This is a genomic window from Cryobacterium sp. Y29, from assembly GCF_002929825.1.
Lineage (GTDB): Bacteria > Actinomycetota > Actinomycetes > Actinomycetales > Microbacteriaceae > Cryobacterium.
Window position 1 is genome coordinate 301,125 of the sequence record NZ_PJJN01000037.1, and the last position, 16,055, is coordinate 317,179.

A 16,055-nucleotide genomic window follows, 5' to 3' on the forward strand; every position below is an offset into this window, starting at 1 on the left:
CGCCATCGATAGTGTTGGTCAAATGGACCCGTTAACCTTTCGTCGCGCGACGACCGATGACGTTCCGGCCTTACTGGTCTTGGTGACAAGCGCCTATCGAGGCGATGCGAGCCGGCAGGGCTGGACCTGTGAGGCCGACCTCATCGACGGGCAGCGCCTCGACGCGGATGTACTTCGTGGAGACCTCAGCCGCGCTGACAGCCTCGTTCTTCTCGGTGAACGCGGCGGCGATCTGGTCGGGTGCGCGCATATCGCGAAGGATGTGGGCGATACGGCCTATTTCGGCATGTTCGCCGTGCGCCCGACCGGCCAGAGCCAGGGCGACGGCAAACGTATTCTGGCCGAAGCTGAACGCCTGGCTGTCTCGGAATGGGATTCAACCATGATGACGATGACGGTCATCGATGTGCGAGACTCCCTCATCGCGTTCTACGAGCGGCGAGGCTACCGACGAACCGGCGTGCAGAAACCCTTTGACTTCGACACACGCTTCGGAGTACCCCGGCGCGACGACTTATATCTCGAGGTGCTCGAAAAAATTCTGCAGCACGGCTAAACACCCCGCCTCTTCGGGGCGCGAGCATCAGGGCGCGGTACTGGTGGGGCGTGAGCGCAACCACATGCCCGACGGGGGATGAAACGGCAGCAGGAAATGCAGGAGGAGTCCGGACAGCACCGTGACGGTCACCGCTCCGATGGCGCCGAAATTCGTGAACTGTGCCTCAACGTTGACCCCGGCCAACGTCGTCACGGTCCATCCGAGCGCCCACAGCGTGGCCATGCCCAAGACCCACAGCCAGCGTTGACGCGTGCGCGGCGGTAACCCCATGGCCTGCGCGGCACCGAGCACGAGCCCGGTGATCGCTCCCATCAGGGCCAACTCCGGCAGCGTCGTGCGATAGTCGACCACCGTCGAGCCCAAAAGCAGACCCAAACCCAAACCAATCCCGGTCAGCGGAACCCAGTTCAGCGGATTGAGACGACGCCGACTGACCAGCACCTGACCGAAGCCGATGACGACCCCACAGACCGCGCCACCGATAAGGGCCGATACGGGGTTACTGATGCGCCCCCCGACTGCCGTGCCGGCGAAACCCGCAATCGGGAACGCGAGAAATCCCACGCTCCACAGCAACCAAGTGGAGAAAAATGTGGGGTTTCGGAAGCTGGGATTGCGATGGAGTCGCCGCATTCTGGTCACGTTTCTACTCCAGTCCAAGGTACTGGTCGGTGAGTGCAGCCCAAGTCATTGAGAAGAATCTCGGACCGGCATGCAGACATGCTACGCCCAAGCCAGTGCAGCCCGGACTACGCGGCCGACGCTTAGGCCGAAAGTACCTCCGGGGACGCCAAGGGAGTGATGTAGGAGTAACCGGTGGCCGTGTTCTTGGTGATCGACAGCACGAGCTGCATGGATGGTTCGAGCGCGGTCACCTTGTCAAGCGGAGCGCCGACGATGAGTTGAAAGCCAAGGCCTTTCCACGCGGCGACGGCTCGGCCGGCGAACTCAGCGTCGGATTTGACGAAACCCTCGTCGAGAAACACCGGCGCGAAGCGCGGCCGGGTGCGGCTTTCATCGCCGAGCTGAAAGCGCAGGGCTGCGCCGACCACGAAAGCTACAAGCTCCTGCGACTCGCCACCGCTCTTTCCGCCGAGGGACGAGTAGGTGCTGACGCGGGTACCGTCCTGCGTCACGCGAACAGCCGTGATCTCGACGTGCCGGCGCACATCGAGCAACACATCGCGCTGGGAGTTGATGGTGCCGTCAGAACGACGAATCACAGCCATGAACTGCTGCAGCCGGGTGAACCGATCCTCGGTTTGATCGTCGGTGAATTGTTCCGTCGCGCCGGAGGAGAGCGCTTTAAGCTCCTTGCGGAACGCGGTCGCGTCGTCTCGGTGCAGTCGGCGCAGCGAAATCTGTAGGCGGTCGCGGGTTGCGCCGAAAGGCAGGGTCGCGAGGATCTCATTGATTGGCCGCAACCGGTCTTCGATCTCTTCGATGGCCGTGTTGAACGCACCGGTGAGCGGCACGAGGTCCTGCCCGCTCCACGCGGAGAGCCGCCGTTTCCATTCTTGGCGACGCTCGGAGAGACCGAGGGTGCGGATGGCGTCGAGAATATCGGTGTAACTCGTGACCGATTCGAGCGCGACACCGATATTCGGGTCGGGCCAGCGAGCCTGGTACGTCTCGAAGATGCCGATCATGGTGGCACGGTCGCGCGCGGCACCGTCACGATCCTGCGCCGACTGATTGATCAACCGCTCACGCAGGCGTTTGAGGCCGCCGGGGAAAGTGGCGAGGTCATTCTGGTCGGTGACGCGCGCGAACTGCTCATCGAGGTGCAGAGAATGTTCCGGCGACAGGGACAGCGCGTCGCTGTGTTCGATCTGTTCGAGTCGATCATTCACCGCGTCCTGTGCGTCGACGATGCTGCCCTGCTCGTCATTGAGCACGGCCCCGGCCTGCTCGGTGCTGTGCTTGATTTTCTGGGCAGCGTCCAGCTCGAGGGCGAGCCGGGCCCCTTCGTCACTCAGAGCGCGCAAAATATCGCTGCTGGCCAGCATCCGCTCTTGTTCCGATTTCTTGCCCTGGATGCGTTCGGCTGCAGTCGCGACGTCAATGGTCAGCCAGTCGGTGTCGAGAATGTACTGGTGAGCGGCCTGTCGGTCGCGCAGTTCACCGAGTTGCTCGGTAACAGCGGATGCCCGCCCCGCGATCGCGTCAGCCGCCAGCCCCTGTGCGGCCAGCTCTACGGCAATGTCATCGAGCCGGGCCCGGCTCGAAAAACCGATGATCGACTTCTGGCCGGTGTTCCAGCCATGGGCGCCGCGGGAACCGTTGCGCGTCTGCCCGCTCGGCGTCACCCGTGCACCCTCACCAACCAGCTCGGACGGGTTGGCCACGCAGAGCGCGTCGAGGCTCGACGACCGGAGACGCGCCTGCACCCAGCTGCTGAACGGCGAGTCCTTCAGGTCGAGCTTGCCAGACACATAGCGGGCGTCGCCGGTCACGGCCTGGTGCTGCTTCAGTGCCACACCCTCGAAGTGGATGCGCAGAGGCAGCTGCAGTGGGTCGATCGCCGCGCTCAGGTGTGCGAGGCGAGTCTCGTCGACGAGCAGAACCCGCACGACCGACGACAGGGTCACCTCGGCGGCCTGCCGCCACTGTTCCTCACCGGCGGTGATGTCGATGAGTTCGGCCACGAAGGGGAGTTCCTGGGCCGGAATTCCCGACGCTTCGGCGATCAGCAGCCGGGCCTGGTGCAGGGGCTGTGGCACCAGGCTTTCGCGCCCGGTCAGAAATATTCGCTCTTTTTTGAGGGAACGAATGCCCTCCTCCACGGGGTACGCCTCCCGCTGCAGTGCCGAGCGGGTCGCCTCCAGGGCAGCCTCGGCGGCGGCGAACCCGGTGGTGAAACGGTTGGCCTCCTGCTGGGCGGCGGCGAAGGTAGCAGCGGAATCGATCGATGCCGCCAGAATGTGCACCCTTTGACCGAAATTCTTGTGCTCTCGAGCCACAGTGTCGCGTTGGTCGCTGAGGTGCACGAGCTCGGTTTGCAGCCGTTCGAGTACATCGCCGCCGTTGTCGCGCTCCTGCTGTTGCAACTCGACAACCCGGATTTTCAACGCGGTCTCGGCGTCGCGGGCCTCTACGAGGGCGGTCTGGTTGTCGCGGCGGGCTGCCCGGTTGGTGTCGGCGGCATGCTCGAGCAGGGTGTGCTCGGTGAGCAGCTGCCACAGCACAAACGGAGTGTCCCCAGCCCGGTGCACCCCGAAGGTGTCAACCAGGTCGGCCTTGGCGGTTGCGACCTGGTAAGCCTGGTGCAGTTCGGGCAGGCGTTCGAGCACCTGGGCCTTCTGCGCTTCGGTGACCATGGCGCCGTAAGAACGTTCCAGGTCTTCGAAGTGATCGACCGCTTTGTCGGCGGCAGCGAAGGTCGCAGGCTCTTCGAGCACCATCGACTTGTAGAGTCCGTCGACCGTTTTCACCTGCTGGCCAGCCTGGATGCGGGCGAGCAGGCGCAGGGCCTTGCCGCCCTCGCCGTTAGCGCCGATACCGAGCCGGGTGTACAGGGTTTGGGAGAACGAAGCGTAGGTATCGAACACGTCGAGGCCCTCGAAGCGGGCCTTGAGGGCGCGCTTGTCGAACCGGTTTTCAGCGCAGGAGGCGAGGTCGCGCAGGTCAAGGCATCCGTCGGTCGTGGCCATTTTCATGGCGACGTCGGCGAATTTATGGGCGCCACGCGGTACGAAGTAGGCCCGCAGCACGGTGAACCGGCGCTCGTTGTCGTCGATGAAGGTCAGGGCGATCGCGCCCCAGGTGGCCTCGTGCGCGCCGCGCAGCACCTGGTCGGTCAGCTCGCCTGTTGCCGCTTCCCGGTTGGCGTCGGTCTTGCCGCGCAGGTAGGTCATCAGGTTGCGCTGGTCGTGGCTGCGGGCACGGCCCGAGCCGGCATCGTTCGAGGCACCGTTGAACGGGGTGTCCGAGGGCATCATCAGCGCCAGGTAGGCGTCGAGCAGGCTGCTCTTGCCGGTGCCTGAGGCACCGGAAACGAGCGTGGCCGCGGCACTGAAGTCGATCGTGTGGTGACCGTGAAATCCGCCCCAGTTGACCAGTTGCATGGATTCGGCCCGCCACTGGGTAGTGCCCTCGGTGGCGCCGTCGATGTAGAACAGCGGGGAATCGTTCATGCGAGGGGCTCCAGGGGCGAGGCGGCGAGCGGTTCGGTGTCGTCAGCACGGTTTTCCTGACGCAGCCAGTCGAGCAGTTCACCGAGGCGCTCCACCGACAACAGCACTTCGATCACGGCCGAGATGCGAAACCGGTCTGGGTCGCTGGTCTTCAGCAGCACCCTCGCCTTGGCGAGGCTGTCGACCGCGGCAGCGGCCTTTCGGGCGTCACCGGAAAGATCGGTGGCGAATTCGGGGCGAAAGTGCGCAACGTTCTCGACCAGGTTGTCCCGGTCGACGAGTACGATCTCCTGGCCACTGGCCCGTTCACTGCGAAAACGCTGGCGCAGCAGCACGAGCAGAATTGTTTCCTCGCGGGTGTAGGCCACGTCGTGCAGCAGCGTGGGAAACCGCTCGCCGCCCTCCGCGAGGGCCTGCCGCTTGAAGGCGACCTCGTAGTGGTGGTCGACATGCAGGTCGAGGAAGACGTCGTTGAGGCGGGACTTGAGCAGGCTCTGCGACTCCAACAGGGTCTGCCATTCGGCGGGTTGCAGGGCCGCCGAGATATAGCGGTGTTTCAGCAGCAGCACGAGGGTGCGACGCTGCTCTACGCTCAGCCCGCCCTCGTCGCCCTCGAACAGGGACAGGGTCTGGGGGTCGCTGTCGATGGCGGTGCCCTCAGCCGAAAAGTCGTCAATCATGCTGGGAACCCAAATTCTGGGCGGCCAGGGCCGCCGTGTCGTCGTCGGTCAAGATGCGTCGCGGCACGTCGAAGACCCGCACCGAGCCATCCGGTCGTATCGCTTCAAAACTCTCCAGGCTTACCGGGCCGGCCGACGTGCCCAGCTGCGCCGCCAGTTGGAGCAGGCCGAGAATCTCGACCGGGCGGCGCAGGCTCGCGCCGAACCCGTTGAATGCGCTGCCAACGGATGCCGCCTCCCCCGCCGCAACAGCGGCCACGAGGGCGTCGCGCAGATCTTCCAGCAGTGGCCCGCCCTGCAGGCGCAGGTCGCCCAGGCTCGGTGCTGCAGGCGCAGCGTCCGACACATCGGCCAGCGCGGGCGGCCCGAGGTGGGCAACCGGATCGTAGAACCGTTCGCGCAGGTGTTCCACCTCGAGAGTGCCGGGCATGAGCTCGGTGGTGACAGTGGAGCGGGGGCCGGCGGTCTGCATCCAGACGGCGAGTTCGCGGTTGATGTCACGCAGCACGAGCTCGAGCTCGCGGTCTTTCACCACGTCGTGGTTGACGATGTGCTCGCGCAGGGTGGTCGTGAGCCCTGTGCGCTGGGTCAGAACGTCATCGATGCCCTTGCGCAGCAGCGTCACCGTGCTCATGAAGCTGCGACGTTCGGTCAGGCTCAGTTCGAGGGCGAACGGATGCAGCAGGATCGACTCCAGATCTGCCTTGAGCCCCTGCATGAGAGTGTCGTTGCGCAGCAGGGTGAACGCACCCTCGAAGGCGCGACCCTCAGCCGTCGAGGACATGAGGGCATCCGTTTTGGCCAGGTAGTCGTCGAGAACCTCGCTGATGGGTCGGTCCTCGCCGCGAAAGTCGTTGACGATCTGCCGGTGCATGGCCGCGACCGATTCCTCGACCCGTTTGAAGTCGCTCGGAAGTTGCTGGATGAGGTCGATGAGGTTTGCGTAGCCCTCATGCATCTGCTCGTTCGAGGCCGCTTCGACAACGCCGCCGCGAGCGAGACGATCGCGCTCGCTGGTCAGTTCATCGATCTGCTGGTCGAGGCGGCGAACCCGCTCTTCGCGATCGGGGTTGGCCTCCGTGGCCCGGTGGCGCACGGTGTCGACGATCGTCGAGAGTCTGGACTCGCTGATCAACGCCCGATCGCGCGCGAGGCCGTCGACGAGAAGCAGGGCTTCAAGGGCGTGGCTGGTGAGTGAGTAGTGCTCCACGTTCTTTTCATCGTTGCCGCCGCCATTTCCGCCGCCATTTCCATCGCCCAGATCGCGCACTTCGCGGTATAGCCAGAGGTCGTTCATCCACTGCACGCACAGGGCACGGCCGGTCTTCTCGGGGGCGTCGACACCGGTGCTGCGGAGGTCGGCGAGGTAGGCATCCACTTGGGTATGCAGCAGCTCGCACGCCACGCTGCGGCGGTCCCGGCTGAACGAGCTCTTGAACACCGCGAGCACGAACGGCGCCCATTTGCGGTCGAGCAGGCGCAGAGTGGGTTTGTCGAAGGCTCCGCGTACCCGCGCCAATTCGCTCGCAATATCACTCAACAGCTGGTTCCTCTCCAGCTCTCCACTTTAACCGACTGGGTGGGTTGCCCCTGACCCGCTCAGCCGAGCAGGCGCGGCCTCTTCCAGTCGGCGCCGTGCACGTGCTGGTCGAGAAAGGCGAACACGGTCTGATACCAGAGAACAGCGTGTTGCGGTTTCAACACCCAGTGGTTCTCATCGGGAAAGTAGAGGAACTTGTGCTGGGTCGCGCCGTCGGCAGTGGCGTGGTGTTCGGCGAGCTCCGACCACAGTCGCAGGCTTTCGCCGATCGGCACCCGGTAGTCGTGATCGCCGTGAATCACGAGCATGGGCGTGACAATGTCGCGCACGGCCTGGTGCGGTGAATTGTCGACCATGCCCTGCGGGGAAAAGATGCTCTGCCAATACTCGGAGTTGTCGGTCGTGCCACTGAACTGGTCGAGCGACCAGAGACTCGCGTGGCTGACGATGGCGCGAAACCGGTCGGTGTGCCCGGCGACCCAGTTGGCCATGTAGCCGCCGAACGATCCGCCCATCGCCGCGGTCAGTGTCGCGTCAATCTCGGGGCGGGCCTCGGCGGCGTCGGTGATCGCGAGCAGGTCGGTGTACGGCTTAGCGCCCCAGGCGTTCCAGCCGCGCGCGATGAACTCGAGGCCGTAACCCGTTGACAGCGCAGGATCGGGCAGGAGTACCGCGTAGCCGCGGGCCACGGCGAGCAGCGGGCTCCAGCGCCAGCTCCAGGCGTTCCAGCTGTTCAGCGGGCCGCCGTGGATCCAGAGCAACAGCGGGGCCGGATGCTGCGCCGAGGCTCCGTCAGGCAGCAGCAGCCAGGCGCGTACCCGCGCTCCATCCTCGGCGAGAGTCTCGACCTCGGTGATCGTGCCGGGAACGTCGGGCAGCGCGGCCGGTGTGGCCAGCGTGGTGACGGTGCCGGAACGGCTGATGCGCACCGGATGCGCCGGTGCGATCCAGGAGGAGCGCAACGCCACGAGGTCACCGGTCTGGACATCGACGCACACATTGGTGTAGGTGAAGTCATCGGTGGTGAGCTGTTCCGGGGCCCCGCCGTCGAGCGGTACCCGGAAGATGGGTCCGCGGCCGTCGTGGTCGGCGGTGACGAAGAGGCCCGGGGCGGATTCGCCCGGAGCGCCGCCGTGCGGTGCGTCGAAGACCAGGCTGGTCGGCCAGCGATCCCACTCGGCGGCGAGGCGGCGGGGGTGGCCGCCGTCGAGGTCGGCGACCCAGACTTCCTGGTCAGCCGGACCCTGCGGGGTACTGACAGCGGACCGCACGAAAGCGATCAGTCGTCCGTCGAGACTAACGGCCGGTGACTCGAAGTCGACCTTCGGTTCGTTGAACAGCGTGGTCTGGGTGCCGGTCGAAACGTCGATCGAGACCAGAACGTACCGTCCGGAGCGCTGCTCGGCCACCCGCCGCGCCACGATGAGCGTTGATCCGTCGGGGGTCAGGGCCTGGCCGGCGGTGTCCATGGTGCGGCCGGGGGTAGGGGTGAGGTCTCGGGGACGTGGCAGATCGGCCGGGTAGGGAGCGGGGGCATCCGTTTCGCTGACGCTGGCACCGTCACTGTCACTGTCACTGGCACCGTCACCGTCACCGTCACCGTCACTGGCACGGTCACTGTCGGGAGGTGTGACGATGTCATGTAGGTCGGCGAGATCGAGGGCGAGCAGGTGCGGCTCTGCGGGGCCGAGGTCGTGGTCCCAGTAACGCACCGGGTAGCTCTCGTGCAGAATGGCCGCGACCTTCTTGTCGGCGCGCTCCTTACGTGCGACGCCATCCGATTCGAGGTCGGCGGCGCTCGGCAGCAGGTCGGCGGCGATCACGAACGAGTGGGCGGCAGCGGCGACCGCGGCGATGCCGGATACTCCCCCGGCAAGGCGGGTGATGGCGCGGGCTTCGCCGCCGGCGGCGGGCAGCAGCCAGAGCTGGGCGACCTCGGTGTCTTTTTCGGCAGCAGCATCGGGCCGGCTGGAGACGAACAGTACATCGCCCGCGGCGGTGAAAGCCGCCCCGGATTCTCCCTTGGCCGACCGGGTCAGGCGGGTCGGAACACCGGTGCCGTCGGAGCAAACCGACCAGAGTGCCCGCTCGTAGGTCGTGCGATCACGGGTGAGTGTGGCGACGGTCAGCACGACGCGCACCCCGTCGGGCGAGAGGGTGAGACCTTCCACGCGGGGCAACGCGATGTAGTCGTCGAGGCTGGAAAATGGCGTTCTCTGGGACTCCGGTGTCATGGTTGCAGGCTAGCGGATGCGCAGCCTCGTGCTCAGCATGAGTGGCAGGGTTCGGCTTAGTTGCGCCAGGGTGGTTCGGGGCTGGGGGTGTTGGCGCGGTGGCTTCGGGCGGGGCGCCAGGTTTGGGTGGGGTCCCAGAGCAGTGGGCCGCGTATTTGGGGTTGGCCGTTGATCATGCGGATTGTCCATCCGCTGGTGTTGATGGTGTGGTGGTGGAACCAGCAGAGGAGGACGCCGTTGTCGATGTTGGTGGGGCCGTGTTGGTGCCAGGGGATGACGTGGTGGATTTCGCTCCAGCGGGCGGGGGTGGTGCAGCCGGGGATGATGCAGCCTTCGTCGCGGGCGGCGATCGCGGCGCGTTGTTTGGCGGTGAAGCAGCGGACGGTGTCGCCGAGGTAGAGGATGTTGCCGGTGGTGCCGGTGGTGCCGAAGATGACGTGTTGGGCGCCGCCGGCGCAGATGGCTTCGTTCACCCGGCGAAACGAGATGGGGGCGTCGACGCCGTCTATCCAGCCGACGCCGCGACCGCTTTGAAGGTCGGTGGCGTTGATGTGGATCATGACGGTGGGGGCGGCGCCGCCCATGGTGGGGGTCTTCGGATCGCGCGCGGCCGCTTCGAACACACAGCGGAGGATGTCGGCGNTATCCAGCCGACGCCGCGACCGTGTTGAAGGTCGGTGGCGTTGATGTGGATCATGACGGTGGGGGCGGCGCCGCCCATGGTGGGGGTCTTCGGATCGCGCGCGGCCGCTTCGAACACACAGCGGAGGATGTCGGCGCGTTTCTCACCGGCGGTGCGGCAGTCGCCGTCGTAGCGGGAGTCGAGGGGTGTGGTGGGTTCGAATCGGGGCGTGCGAGACCGGGCTGACAGGTAGGTGTCGAAGAGGGTGTCCATGATGCCGCGCAGTTCGGGAGTGACGTCGGCGCGCAGCGGGTAGAGGCCGTGGTGCAGCAGCCCGAACGTCAACGTGCTCTTTGCTTCGACGGTGTCGTCGTTGGGGGCGGTACCGTCGGGATCGAGCCGGCCCTGCCACTCCAAGGCCTGCGCCCGCAACAGGTCAGGCGCGAAGCGGATGCCGGCCCCGGGCAGTCCGGCAGTTTCCGGGGTGATCGCGCCGGTCGCGGAGGCGACCAGGGCACGTTCCACATGGTCAAGGTCATCCTGCAGAACTTTTCCATGAAGGGCGGTGAGGGTGCCAGCGATGATCTCTGCCGCTTCCAGGCCGAGGTTGCCGCGGACCAGTGCTGCGGCGATGACGGGGTACCGCGCGGGTACGGGCAGGCCCATCGGCGTGCGTTCCACGACGGTTTCGCCCAGCTTCAGACGACGTTGAGCTTCGCGGCTGGAGATACCGGCGAGTTGGGTGATGAATTCAACCCGGTTACGGCATCCGTTCTGGAAGGCGAGGGACCCGTTGCCACGGTCAGTCTCAGCGCGCACGCCGATGTCGGTGGTAGCTCGTAGCCTCGCACCATCAACCTTGCGACCAAGTTCTTCTAACGCTGCCATGACCGCGAGGGCTTCAGCATCATCCAGGTGACCAAACCGTGTTCCATCCAGAACAGAGCCCAGCAATGCACCAGCCTGACCGATGACCCAAACCCGAGAACCCGCAGGTTCCGGCACAGAGCCGGTTGCAGCAGGCGAAGCGGTGAGGGTCATGGCGTCAGCGCCTCCTTCACCCACAAGTATAGCCCGAATCGCTCCTTAAGGCGAGGAAATCTCACCAAATAGCGAAGGTTTTTTGCGAGTTAAATACTATGCTGATCACCGAGGGCTGCTCGGCACGACGACTCAACGATTTGGTGCCCTGCTTCGTCTTCGATGTCGCTTCCCTGACCGCGTATTCAGGTCAGCGACGCCAGAATTATGCGCGACCGAGCGGCGCATCCCCAACCAGGTAGAGCCGCTGTGTGGCCCGGGTCATCGCTACGTAGAGCGCGCCGGCTCCACGCTCGGAGGCGGCGAGAATGGCAGCCGGGTCGACGACGATGACCGCGTCGAATTCCAGCCCCTTGGCATCCTGCGGCGTGAGCAGCGCGATCTCGCGGCTGAGGCCGAGCGCACCAACGCCGAGCAGATCGCCGAATTCAGCGCGCAGGGTAGATTCAAGGTCGTCGAGAGCGGAGTCGACGACGATCACGGCGAGGGTGCCACCGGTTCCAAGCGCCAAGTCGCGGCGTACCGCGACCGCGGCATCCGCTACCGTTTCGACCGGCCACTCGCTGGACCGCACCGTGCGGGAGCGCGTGATCGGCAACCGATGTGACATCGCGACCGTCTCGGCCGCCGTAGCGATCTGGCTCGGCGTGCGATAATTCACGGTCAATTCTTCGAGCCGCCAGCGGTCCGCTTCGGGCGAGCCGTCGAGCACCGGCTGCAACGCCTCTTTCCAGCTGGCGGATGCCGCAGCGCTAGCTGCCTGCGCGATGTCACCGACGATCGTGAACGACCGGCGCGGACCACGCCGCAACACCAGCCGCCACTGCATCGGGGAGAGTTCCTGGGCCTCGTCAATGACAACGTGGCCGTAGGTCCAACTGCGATCCCGAGCGGCACGCTCGCTGGTGGTTGCGCGTTCATCGAGTTCGGCGAAACTGGCGGCGAGGTCCTTCGCGTTGACGAGGCCCTTCACCTGCATGTTCTCAATGGCCGTTTCGGCATTCTCTACGTCGCGCTTGCGCTGTTCCTTGAGCGCGCGCTTCTTCGCCTGGTCGACCGCGTTGTATTCTCCGAGCAGCTCGGCGGCCTCATCGAGCAGCGGAATGTCGGCGATCGTGAACTCCGCCGTGCGCGGGCGCGCCAGCAGCTTGCGCTGCGCGAAACGCCAGCGCGGAGTCAGCTCCTCCAGCCACTGCGGCCGCGCATAAAGATCTTGCACCAGTTTTTGCGGCGTGAGCGGCAGCCAGGCGGTATTGAGCGCGATCCGCACATCGTCGGCCAGACGTAGGTCTTCGCGCAGCATGGGCAGATCGGTGTCGTCCATTGAGCGGCCCTGCTGCTGCAGTTGCTCGAGCCAGACCCGGGAGAGCGCGTTGATAGCGGTCTTTACAAAGGTCACTCGTGCCTCGTTGTGGGTCTTACCGGTGCCGCGAGCGCGCGCGATCGCATTGGCGACGAGCTCGGGCTGCAAAACGATGCGGTCGCCGTTCACGACCAGCTGTTGCGGGGCAGACGGGGTGCGCTGCCGAGAATGCACTGCCCGCGCAATGAGGTCGGCCATGAAGAACTGGCCCTTCAGCGCCGCGACGGCCGGGGCATCCTCCTTGGTCGCTTCAACGCCGGGAAAGAGCTGCCCGACCGAGGCCAGCACGACACCAGTTTCACCGAGAGAGGGCAGCACGGCCTCGATGTACTGCAGGAACGAACGCGACGGGCCGATGATGAGTACGCCACTGTCGCGCAGGCGATCCCGGTGCGTGTACAGCAGGTAGGCGGCACGGTGCAGCGCCACGGCGGTCTTTCCGGTGCCGGGGCCACCCTGCACGACCAGAACACCGGCCAGTTCCGAGCGGATGATGCGGTCCTGCTCCGCCTGAATGGTCGAGACGATGTCGGACATGTGTCCGGTGCGCTGCGCGGTGAGCGCCGCGAGCAGGGCGCCCTCGCCCTGGTGTGTGCTGGCATCAGGGTCGGCGAGCAGGGCGGCATCGAGAATTTCGTCTTCGATGCGGATGATAGTGCGCCCCTTGGAGAGCAGGTGGCGGCGGGCCCTGGCGCCGAGCGGCGTGGCGGCGGTGGCCTGGTAGAAAGCGCTTGCCTGCGGCACACGCCAGTCGAGCAGCAACGGCTTGTGATCTTCGTCACGCAGGCCCACCCGGCCGATATAGCGGTAGACCGAGTCGCCGGAGTCGTCTGGCATGGTTTCGAGCCGGCCAAAGGCTAGTCGGTCATCGACCTCGCGCAGTTGCACGATGCGGTCCTCGTAGAGGCGAGCGAAGGTGTCGCGTTCGCTGCGGGATTGGTGGTTACCGCCTACGTCCAGGCGGCGCACCGCTTTGAGCTGGCCTTCAGCCTCTTCCTGCAGCGCGTCGAGCCGCTCATACAGCGCCCGAACATAGTCCTGCTCTCGAACAAGCTCCTGGTCAATCACGAACACCCCTTAAACCCAAGCCCCTAGTTTAGTCGCGGCCAGCGTGGGCGACGCTGCACGTATGCGCGTCAGATTGAGCTGCCCGCGAACGGTTACCCGGTTCGCCAGCGCGGCGTCGGCATCCGCTCATGTGTCGAATGTTTACGTGCCTGTTCGCTTATTCTCGACGGCTGGAACAAGCTGTGGTCATGTCAGTCATCAAGGTCGCACCGCTGGAGCATATCCGGCGCGAGCGCAGCAGCATCAAGTGGACTCGGTTTCCCGCCGACGTACTTCCCTTGTTTGTTGCCGAGATGGACTACCCCCTCGCCCCGGCCATTGTCGCCACCCTCGTGGAGCGGGTTCAGGCTTCCGACACCGGTTACCTCGACGGCCCCGGCCCGCTCGCTCCGGCCTTCGCCGCATTTGCCCTGAACCGTTGGGGCTGGACCGTTGACCCCAGCCACGTGCACCTGGCAACCGACGTCAGCGTCGGCATCGTCGAGGCCCTCCGCCTGGCCGTGCCGGCCGGCGGCCGAGTTGCGATCACCCCGCCGGTCTACCCGCCGTTCTACGAACTCGTCGAAGAGGCCGCGGCATCCGTTATCGAAACGCCCCTGCTCGAGCAGGGCGACAGTTGGGCGCTCGACCTCACGGCACTCGAAACCAGCTTCGCCGGCGGCATCGACGCTTTTCTGCTCTGCAACCCGCACAACCCGCACGGCATTGTGTGGCAGCGTGAGACGCTCGAAACGCTGGCCCGACTGGCCGCGCAGTACGACGTGTTCGTCATTTCCGATGAGATCCACGCACCGCTCACCTACCCGGGCGTCACCTTCACTCCGTTCGCCCCGCTGGCCCTGGCCGCCGGGGCCCGTGCGGTCACCGTGACCTCGGCGAGCAAAGGCTGGAATGTGGCCGGGCTCAAGTGCGCGCTCGTCATCGCCGCCGATGACGCCACCAATGACCTGCTGAACCGGCTGCCCGAAGAGGTGGCCTGTCGCACCAGCATCCTCGGCCTGCACGCCAACATCACCGCCTTCTCCTGTACCGACTGGCTCGACAATGCCATCGATCAAATTGTCGACAACGATTCCCTTCTTGCTGAACTACTGCGTGAACATCTGCCCACTGTGATCTACCACCGGCCGCGCGCCAGCTACCTCGCCTGGCTGGACCTGCGTCACCTTGGCCTCGGCGAGAGCCCGTACCAGCGCATTCTCGACGAGGCCCGCGTCGCCCTCAACAACGGTGAGTGCTTCGGCCTCGGCGGCCAGGGCTTCGCCCGGCTCAACCTGGCCTGCTCGCCCGACACCCTGCGCGAAGCCATCGCCCGTATCGCGGCGCTCGTGGCACGAGTTCAGGCCGCGTCTGCTGCTTTGCCGACGCCGGTAGTCGTCTCATGACGACCACGGATGCCCCGCTTCAGCCCGACACCGACGCAACAGGAAGTTTCATGGCCACGCCAGTACCAACAGCAACTTCACGCAATTCTGACGCCACCGAGGTGGTCGCGCCGATCACCGATTGGGACGCCTTCAGTTTCGACACCCGCCAGGTGCACGTGGGCGAGTACGCCGACGAGAACCGCGGCGCGCGCATTCCGCCGCTCACCCTGAGCGCCGGCTACGTCTTCGACTCCTTCGACGACGGAGCTGCCCGGTTCAACGGCGGTTCCCGCGAACCCATCTACTCCCGGCAGGGCAACCCCACCAACGCGGTCGCCGAACAGCGGCTCGCCTCACTGGAGGGCGGCACGGCCTGCGTTGCCGTGTCGAGTGGACAGGCCGCGATCAGCGCCGCCCTGTTTGCGCTGGCCGAATCGGGTGAGCACATCGTTTCGACCGCGAGCATCTACGGCGGCACCCGCATTCTGCTCGGCCGGAGCTTTCGACGCATGGGCATCGAGGTGGACTACGTCTGGGACACCGACTCCGATGCCGCCTGGGACGCGGTGATCCGGCCGGAGACCAAAGCGATCTTCACTGAAACCATTCCGAACCCGCGCAACGACGTCGTCGACATTGCCCGCATCGCCGCCGTCGCCCGCCGCCATGGCATTCCGCTCGTCGTCGACAACACCGTCGCCACGCCGTACCTCATTCGCCCGTTCGAGCACGGCGCCGACATCGTCGTGCACTCGACCACCAAGTTTCTCAGCGGCCACGGCGCCGGGGTATCGGGCGCCATCGTCGACGGCGGCACCTTCGATTGGGCGGCGAGCTCCCGCCGCTACCCGCTCCTGACCGACTCGTTGCGCCCCGGACTGCCGTCGCTGCTCGACCGGTTCGGCCCTGCCGCTTACGCCCAGTACGTGCGCGAGGCCGTCGTCAATGACGTTGGCCCGTCGCTGTCGCCGTTCAACGGTTTTCTGCTGCACCAGGGCATCGAAACCCTGTCGCTGCGTATGGAACGTCACGTCGACAACGCGATCGCCATCGCGCACTGGCTCGAGGAGCAGCCCGAGGTCGAGGTCGTCGACTATGCCGGCCTGCCGAGTAGCCCGCTGCACGAGATCGCGCAGAAGTACTACAACGATCGTACCGGCTCGGTGTTCGCCGTCACCGTCAAGGGCGGGACCGAGGGTGCCCGAGCGTTCACGAACGGTCTGCGGGTGTTCAGCCGCATGACCGGTATCGGCGACACCCGCTCGATGGTGCTGCATCCGCTCACCACCACCCACGCGTCCTTTGCCCCCGATCTGAACGCACGCCTCGGCATTCAGGCTGGCATGCTGCGCCTGTCGGTGGGCATCGAATCGCTTGACGACCTTTTGCTCGACCTCCGCGGGGGGCTCGACCGAGTCACCGGCATCCTCTAAACGCTAGGTATT

11 protein-coding genes are annotated in these 16,055 nt (G+C 65.6%); 3 read left to right on the plus strand and 8 right to left on the minus strand.

Annotated elements, in window-relative coordinates; all coding sequences use genetic code 11:
- The first annotated feature begins 22 nt into the window (after window positions 1-22).
- The gene (locus CXY74_RS16400; RefSeq protein WP_104201406.1) at window positions 23-556 is read left to right on the plus strand and encodes a GNAT family N-acetyltransferase; all 534 of its coding nucleotides are present in this window, start codon (window positions 23-25) and stop codon (window positions 554-556) included.
- Between the two features lie 27 nt (window positions 557-583).
- On the opposite strand, the gene CXY74_RS16405 is transcribed toward CXY74_RS16400, so the two are convergent.
- From CXY74_RS16405 to CXY74_RS16440, 8 genes are all read right to left on the minus strand, one after another.
- Window positions 584-1,123 carry a hypothetical protein gene (locus CXY74_RS16405; RefSeq protein WP_104201407.1) on the minus strand — a complete coding sequence of 180 codons (540 nt, stop codon included), beginning with the start codon at window positions 1,121-1,123 and terminating at the stop codon, window positions 584-586.
- 200 nt (window positions 1,124-1,323) lie between these two features.
- On the minus strand, window positions 1,324-4,695 hold the full coding sequence (locus tag CXY74_RS16410; protein WP_104201408.1) for an ATP-binding protein: 3,372 nt from the start codon (window positions 4,693-4,695) through the stop codon (window positions 1,324-1,326).
- Window positions 4,692-5,375, minus strand: coding sequence for a DUF4194 domain-containing protein (locus CXY74_RS16415; RefSeq protein WP_104201409.1), 684 nt, complete (start codon window positions 5,373-5,375; stop codon window positions 4,692-4,694). Before CXY74_RS16415 ends, CXY74_RS16410 begins: the two co-directional genes overlap by 4 nt.
- Window positions 5,368-6,915 (minus strand): DUF3375 family protein, encoded by a 1,548-nt coding sequence (locus CXY74_RS16420; protein WP_158252385.1) that lies wholly within the window; start codon window positions 6,913-6,915, stop codon window positions 5,368-5,370. The genes CXY74_RS16415 and CXY74_RS16420 overlap by 8 nt, the downstream gene beginning before the upstream one ends.
- 59 nt (window positions 6,916-6,974) lie before the next feature.
- Window positions 6,975-9,149: a prolyl oligopeptidase family serine peptidase gene (locus tag CXY74_RS16425; protein ID WP_104201411.1), complete on the minus strand. Its 2,175-nt coding sequence runs from the start codon at window positions 9,147-9,149 to the stop codon at window positions 6,975-6,977.
- Between the two features lie 56 nt (window positions 9,150-9,205).
- Window positions 9,206-9,733: an HNH endonuclease signature motif containing protein gene (locus CXY74_RS16430; protein ID WP_146070178.1), complete on the minus strand. Its 528-nt coding sequence runs from the start codon at window positions 9,731-9,733 to the stop codon at window positions 9,206-9,208.
- Window positions 9,706-10,812 (minus strand): DUF222 domain-containing protein, encoded by a 1,107-nt coding sequence (locus tag CXY74_RS16435; protein WP_104201413.1) that lies wholly within the window; start codon window positions 10,810-10,812, stop codon window positions 9,706-9,708. Before CXY74_RS16435 ends, CXY74_RS16430 begins: the two co-directional genes overlap by 28 nt.
- Window positions 10,813-11,017: 205 nt before the next feature.
- Window positions 11,018-13,243 carry a UvrD-helicase domain-containing protein gene (locus CXY74_RS16440; RefSeq protein WP_199183270.1) on the minus strand — a complete coding sequence of 742 codons (2,226 nt, stop codon included), beginning with the start codon at window positions 13,241-13,243 and terminating at the stop codon, window positions 11,018-11,020.
- A gap of 188 nt (window positions 13,244-13,431) precedes the next feature.
- Here CXY74_RS16440 and CXY74_RS16445 point away from each other — a divergent pair, with 188 nt between their 5' ends.
- Complete coding sequence (locus CXY74_RS16445) at window positions 13,432-14,628, plus strand: MalY/PatB family protein (protein WP_104201563.1); 1,197 nt, start codon at window positions 13,432-13,434, stop codon at window positions 14,626-14,628.
- Between the two features lie 50 nt (window positions 14,629-14,678).
- Complete coding sequence (locus CXY74_RS16450) at window positions 14,679-16,043, plus strand: O-acetylhomoserine aminocarboxypropyltransferase/cysteine synthase family protein (protein ID WP_104201415.1); 1,365 nt, start codon at window positions 14,679-14,681, stop codon at window positions 16,041-16,043.
- Window positions 16,044-16,055 lie beyond the last annotated feature (12 nt).

Coding starts and splice junctions, on each gene's coding strand:
- CXY74_RS16400 (WP_104201406.1), top strand. CDS start 23: ATGGACCCGTTAACCTTTCGTCGCGCGACGACCGATGACGTTCCGGCC.
- CXY74_RS16410 (WP_104201408.1), bottom strand. CDS start 4,695: ATGAACGATTCCCCGCTGTTCTACATCGACGGCGCCACCGAGGGCACT.
- CXY74_RS16415 (WP_104201409.1), bottom strand. CDS start 5,375: ATGATTGACGACTTTTCGGCTGAGGGCACCGCCATCGACAGCGACCCC.
- CXY74_RS16425 (WP_104201411.1), bottom strand. CDS start 9,149: ATGACACCGGAGTCCCAGAGAACGCCATTTTCCAGCCTCGACGACTAC.
- CXY74_RS16430 (WP_146070178.1), bottom strand. CDS start 9,733: ATGGGCGGCGCCGCCCCCACCGTCATGATCCACATCAACGCCACCGAC.
- CXY74_RS16445 (WP_104201563.1), top strand. CDS start 13,432: ATGTCAGTCATCAAGGTCGCACCGCTGGAGCATATCCGGCGCGAGCGC.
- CXY74_RS16450 (WP_104201415.1), top strand. CDS start 14,679: ATGGCCACGCCAGTACCAACAGCAACTTCACGCAATTCTGACGCCACC.